At 49.6% G+C, this 5,575-nt stretch carries 8 protein-coding genes; 4 read left to right on the top strand and 4 right to left on the bottom strand.

Going from position 1 to position 5,575, the window contains the following annotated elements; genetic code table 11:
- Positions 1-126 precede the first annotated feature (126 nt).
- The 3 genes from ACO0LI_RS30485 to ACO0LI_RS30475 form a co-directional block, all read right to left on the bottom strand.
- Positions 127-702, bottom strand: a complete 576-nt coding sequence (locus ACO0LI_RS30485) for a putative 2OG-Fe(II) oxygenase (RefSeq protein WP_423037663.1) — start codon at positions 700-702, stop codon at positions 127-129.
- Positions 703-799: 97 nt separating this feature from the next.
- A complete protein-coding gene (locus ACO0LI_RS30480) occupies positions 800-1,090 on the bottom strand; it encodes a GNAT family N-acetyltransferase (RefSeq protein ID WP_423037661.1) in 291 nt (96 codons plus the stop codon).
- Positions 1,087-1,863, bottom strand: coding sequence for a sulfite exporter TauE/SafE family protein (locus ACO0LI_RS30475; RefSeq protein WP_423037659.1), 777 nt, complete (start codon positions 1,861-1,863; stop codon positions 1,087-1,089). Before ACO0LI_RS30475 ends, ACO0LI_RS30480 begins: the two co-directional genes overlap by 4 nt.
- Before the next feature lie 111 nt (positions 1,864-1,974).
- On the opposite strand from ACO0LI_RS30475, the gene ACO0LI_RS30470 reads away from it, so the two are divergent.
- From ACO0LI_RS30470 to ACO0LI_RS30455, 4 genes are all read left to right on the top strand, one after another.
- Entirely contained in the window at positions 1,975-2,868 is an 894-nt protein-coding gene (locus ACO0LI_RS30470; RefSeq protein ID WP_423037657.1) for a LysR substrate-binding domain-containing protein, read from the top strand.
- Between the two features lie 84 nt (positions 2,869-2,952).
- Positions 2,953-3,810, top strand: a complete 858-nt coding sequence (locus ACO0LI_RS30465; RefSeq protein WP_423037655.1) for a DUF6348 family protein — start codon at positions 2,953-2,955, stop codon at positions 3,808-3,810.
- Positions 3,811-3,903: 93 nt separating this feature from the next.
- Positions 3,904-4,740, top strand: a complete 837-nt coding sequence (locus tag ACO0LI_RS30460) for a branched-chain amino acid aminotransferase (protein ID WP_423037653.1) — start codon at positions 3,904-3,906, stop codon at positions 4,738-4,740.
- 39 nt (positions 4,741-4,779) lie between these two features.
- Positions 4,780-5,172: a VOC family protein gene (locus ACO0LI_RS30455; RefSeq protein WP_423037651.1), complete on the top strand. Its 393-nt coding sequence runs from the start codon at positions 4,780-4,782 to the stop codon at positions 5,170-5,172.
- Positions 5,173-5,255: 83 nt separating this feature from the next.
- On the opposite strand, the gene ACO0LI_RS30450 is transcribed toward ACO0LI_RS30455, so the two are convergent.
- A partial coding sequence (locus tag ACO0LI_RS30450) for an ExbD/TolR family protein (protein WP_423037570.1) occupies positions 5,256-5,575 on the bottom strand: 320 nt, incomplete at its 5' end.

Below are 5,575 nucleotides of genomic sequence, written 5' to 3'. Positions count from 1 at the left end.
AACTGAAGAAGTTGGGGATACAACTCCCCAATTCTTGATGAAAATCATGTTCAGCAGCACGTTTTATGCTTTGACTGGAACATGATTTTGTAATTGATGGAAATTAGAACTTAATCAGATGTTCCCTTACTTATTGAGCAGGTAATTGAAACTAAAAGACACCCTGTCGGTATCAGTCAGGTTGGAGCCTACTCTGTGAAATACATCGGACCTGAACAAGACCAGTTTGCCGACTTCAGGTTCGATAACATAGTTTTCAAACTGCTTGTATTGCATGTCGCAAGGGAAGATGGCGAGCTCGCCATCATGCTGATTGGTGCTGAAATAATAGACGCCGCTGATGGGCACGCCTTCAACATTCCTGTCGTGATTATGCCTTTCCTGATAACCAAATTTCTTGGTGACATTGATCCAGCTTTGCGTATATTGGGGATCTATTTTCCAGTCCTTGTCGCGCCTGGTCATGTGAACAAACTGCAAGACACTGTCTTCTATGAATTTTCTTAAATGGTGTAATGCGGCAAGCGCGAAAATATTTTTCTCATTACCGAATGAGCTGAGCACATTGTCACCCCATGAATGGCTCAGCAAGCGATTCAAGTCTTCCTTGCGGCGCAAGACTTCGTCATTGATTGCATAAATGGTGTCGTCATCGGCCTTGGAGATGCCAACCAGAGTAGGGAAGAGTACTTCGATATTCATGTGTGCACCTTATGAAGTGATGCACATGATCATAGATGATTTGCCTGCTTATTTGCGTGTTATTGCGATACTTTATAGCGGCGGAAGCAGTGATTTTTTAATGCCTCATTCCCTGCTCATTCCCCTTTTCGCAAATTACTTCCAGCCCAGGGCATTCTGCATGCAATTGCGCTAGCAGGGCCCTGGCAATGCCAAGTTCACGATAACTGGGTTTCACATACAAGACATGCACACATACCTGCCCGCCAAGGATGCTGCAATCCAGCGCGCCCACATGCTGCTGATCCAGAAATGCAGACAACAATAAATGCGTGCAGTTGCTTTGTTCATCTTGTTTGCAGATGCGCAGTGCCGTTTTTACAGCTTCTCCAGAAGTGATCTCTGTCATGATTTCACTGCTCCCCATAAGTAATGGACACCCAAAGCCAGCAAGCCGATGAAGAAACAGCGCTTGAACAGCGCTGGCTGCATTTTGTCGCGTATGACTTGCCCCAATTGCATGCCAGCCAATGCAGGCAGCAGGGCCAGCATGGAATCACCAGCAATATTCCATTGCAAAGTACCACTGCCGTATAGATTGATTCCAAGTGCCAGTGTGGATACCGTGAAAGACAAGCCCATGGCCTGTACCAGTTTGTCCTTATCAAAATTCAGGGCTTGCAGGTAAGGGACAGACGGCAAAACAAATACGCCGGTAGAGGCGGTGACCATGCCTGTCGCAATGCCGATGACAGGGGCCAGCCTGTGCTCTACATGGCCTGGTACTTGCCAATGTACCGACGCCAAGCCCATGACGCCATATAGCAGTAATGCCACGCCCAGGCCTGCACCTGACCAGACTGGATTGAGCTTGCTGAATAAAAGTCCCGAAACAAAAGTACCCAGACAGATGCCCAATAGCATAGGGGTCAGGCGGCGTAATAAGGGCAGTAACCTGGCACTGCTGGCGAGTTGCCAGATATTCGTTAAAAGCGAAGGTAAAAACAATAAGGCAGCGGCTTGCATGGTCGTCATCGACAAACTCAACAAGGCGATTGCCACCGTGGGCAAGCCCAAGCCTATTACTCCTTTGATCATACCTGCCAGGAGAAAAATAGAACCTACGGCCAGCCACTGCGTGCTGTTGCCATGAGGGGTAAATAGCGCAATGAGGGATTCCATATAGACAGTTTGCCATTACCAGCAGGAACTGAAAATGTGGAATATACTCAGTCAGGCTTCGTATTTTACGTAGTTTAAATATGGTAATCATTCCAAAAAAACAATCTTTTCATGCGCTTTGATCTGGTTGATCTTCAATTATTTGTCCACGTAGTGGAGGCTGGCAGTATTACTGCCGGGGCAGACCGTTCCCATCTGGCACTTGCATCTGCCAGTGCGCGCCTGCGCGGTATGGAAGATTTGCTGGGCGTGCCCCTGCTGTTGCGGCAAAGACGTGGTGTGGAGGTGACTGATGCTGGCCGCACGCTGCTGCACCATGCGCGCATGCTGATGCAGCAAATGGAAAGAATGCGTGGCGATCTCGGTGATTACGCCAAAGGCCTCAAAGGACATATACGCATGTTGTGCAATACCTCGGCGCTGACGGAATTTTTGCCGCAGGCCCTGGCTATTTACATGCAGGCACATCCGCACATCAATATTGAAGTTGAAGAAAGACTCAGCAATGACATCGTGCAAGCCATCATCGCCGAACAGGCTGATATAGGCATCATTGCCGATACGGTTGATAGTGCAGACTTGCAGGCATTTCCATTCCGTCAGGATCAACTGGTGTTGGTGACGGCTGCGCAGCATCCATTGCATGCTGTGGCTGCGGTCAATGGCAGCCTGGCCTTTGCTGATGCCCTGACCTATGATTTTGTCGGTCTGGCAGGTGACAGCGCCCTGCAACAATATTTGAATGAACATGCGGCGCGGTTGGGGCAGCGTTTGCATTACCGCCTGCGTTTGCGCAGCTTTGATGGCATTTGCCGCATGGTGGAGAGTGGGGCTGGCATTGCCATCATCCCCGAGACGGCAGCTTTACGTTATGAGCAGTTGATGAAAATACACAGGCTGTATCTGACGGATACCTGGGCTGTCAGGAATTTGCTGATCTGTGTACGGCAATACGATGAATTGCCAACATACGCGCGTGAACTCATCAATGCCATCAAGGCATGAACATGTTGTGCAGCGTGCAAATACCTTGGTTTGCCGGTCTTCTTGCTACAATGCGGGTCTGTTTCGTCCTCAATCTCAGTTCTCATGTCAGTTACCACTTCCCTAGGCAATGCTTTCAAAAGCTTCAAGAGTAAATTTGCTGCCAGCCCGGTTTCACCTACGTCAGCTGTAATGGCACCAGTGTTTGCCAATCTGAATATCGATGCTGAATTGACGCTGGCCTTGTTTGAGGTCTTGACGGCAGAAGCAATCAAGCTCAAATGGCAAGACAATTACCTTGCCCTGGAAGATGGCTTGCTGCTGGCAGTTGAGCGGGTGGAAACGGTCACGCTTGCCAAAGATAAATTCCGTACCTGCACACGTATCTATGCCAGCCATGCGGCCTATTTCCCGCAGGGTTTGAGCGAATACCAGCATGCCATGGGTGCTACCGAGTCTGAAGCCATACTTGAGGGTTTGCGTACCTGGGCCAGGATGGACTTATTGGTATTGCAGGATGCTACACGCGAGCAGCCTTTGAATTGCACAGTCATAGAAATGAACACAAGCACTGAGGCAGCGGAAAACAGCAGTTTTCGCCAGGTGATACTTGGACCGGTAGCCCATCTCGCCAGCCTGCCCGCGCCCAAGAAAAAAGAAGAGCATCCATTTTGCCCATGCTGCCTGTTTACAGAAAGCATGCCGGCTTTTCATGATCTGTTGCAGACCAGTGATTTCATCGGCATACGCCTGTTTGCCTCGCGCGATAACGAGGGCAAGCTGGCCGCTGATTGCCGTGTCAATGGAGAGGATTTTGTACCAGCAGTTGAACACCTTAAGCAATATGCAGAAAAATGGCCACAGCGCGGGCTTGAGTTCCGCAAGCAATATGTGGTTGTCAGAACTAGCAGTCACAGTGTAAATCAAGCTCAATTAGCGCAGGTCAAACAAGCGCAGCTTTGATCCATCTGTATTTACCGCAATGACGAATGTGATACATTAGAAATAAGCATTCACTATGCGCCGCCAATTTACTATTAATGAGTGAGGAATATTATGTACCGTAGCTACTTCAAGGGACAATGGAGTGAAGGCAATACGCCACTGTTTGGCGCCATGGATAATGCAGTCTGGCTGGGTTCCTCAGTGTTTGATGGTGCGCGTTCCATTCGTGGCCTGACGCCAGACTTGCGTTTGCATCTGGCCCGCGTCATACAATCAGCCCAGCGCCTGGGTTTGCAATGTCCTTACAATGTCGATGAACTCGAAGCATTGTGCCGCGAGGGCATCGCCCTGTTCCCGGCGGATGCCGAGCTGTATATACGCCCGCTGGTGTTTGGTACTGACGGTTTGCTGATCCCTGAACCATCAACAACCGGCTTTGCTTTGACTTTGTTTGATGCGCCGATGCCAGCATTTACTGGTTTCTCTGCCTGCCTGTCCAGTCTGCGTCGTCCCGACCCTTCCATGGCACCGACTGATGCCAAGGCTTCCTGCCTGTATCCAAATTCCACCAGAGCCTTGCGCGAAGCCAAAGAGCGTGGTTTTGACAATGGCGTGGTCTGTGACGTACATGGCAACGTGGCTGAATTTGCTACTGCCAATCTCTTCTTCGTGACTGCTGACGATGAAATTGTCACACCTGTGGCAAACGGTAGTTTCTTGTCCGGCATTACCCGCGCCCGCGTGATTGGTTTGCTCAAGGACGATGGCAAGCAAGTGTCAGAGCGCACTGTAAAACCGGAAGAGTTGCTGGTGGCCAAAGAGATTTTCAATACCGGTAATTTTGCCAAGGTAACGCCTTGCACCAGATACGAAAGCCGTGAATTGCCTATAGGTGTAGTGGCGACACGTGCCCGTGATCTGTATTTGCAATTCATGCAAAATGCCTGATTCGAACTTTGACTCTGACTCAGACCGGACGACAGATTGATGCTCAAGCGCATACATCATGTAGCCATCATTTGCGCAGATTATCAGCTGTCAAAAGATTTTTATACCCGGATTCTGGGCCTGCGCATTATTGCTGAAACCTACAGGTCAGAAAGAGCTTCATACAAGCTCGATCTGGCCCTGCCAGATGGTTCGCAGATAGAATTGTTTTCATTTCCTGATGCACCACCGAGGGTATCACGACCTGAAGCACAGGGTTTGCGTCACCTGGCATTTGAAGTTGATGATGTCTCAGCCTGTAAAGCGATGCTGGAGGCAAAGGGGCTGGAAGTGGAAGATATCAGGCTGGACGAATTGACAGGGCGGCGCTTTGTTTTTTTTGCTGATCCTGATGACTTGCCCCTGGAGTTGTATGAAGCTCTGCCTCGATAGATTTGCCAGGTAATATGCAGAAAGCATGAGTCGAAAAAAAACCGGGGAATGAGATTCCCCGGTTTTTTTTAATATACTCTGATTTACTTCAGATACTGCTCATTCCCGACCATACCGATCTTGGTCACACCAAGACGCTGTGCTGCTGCCATGACCGCAGCCACAGACTTGTAAGGCACAACCGCAACCGGACGCAGATGGATCTCTGGCTGGTTTGCTGTAGGCATTGCTGCTGCTTCAGCCAGTTTGGCTTCCAGCTGTGCATGATCAACTGCCGTACCGTTCCAGGACACCGTACCGTCAAAATCTACGTCGATACTCACCACGACAGGTTCTACTGTCTGTGGCGGTGGCGTACCTGTCGGCAAATTCAGATTCACTGCGTGATTCTGGATAGGAATAG

The organism is Undibacterium sp. Tian12W (assembly GCF_049339405.1).
Classification (GTDB): Bacteria; Pseudomonadota; Gammaproteobacteria; order Burkholderiales; family Burkholderiaceae_D; genus Undibacterium.
The sequence above is the reverse complement of the archived record's forward strand: the minus strand, read 5'-3'. Positions and strand labels throughout refer to the sequence as shown.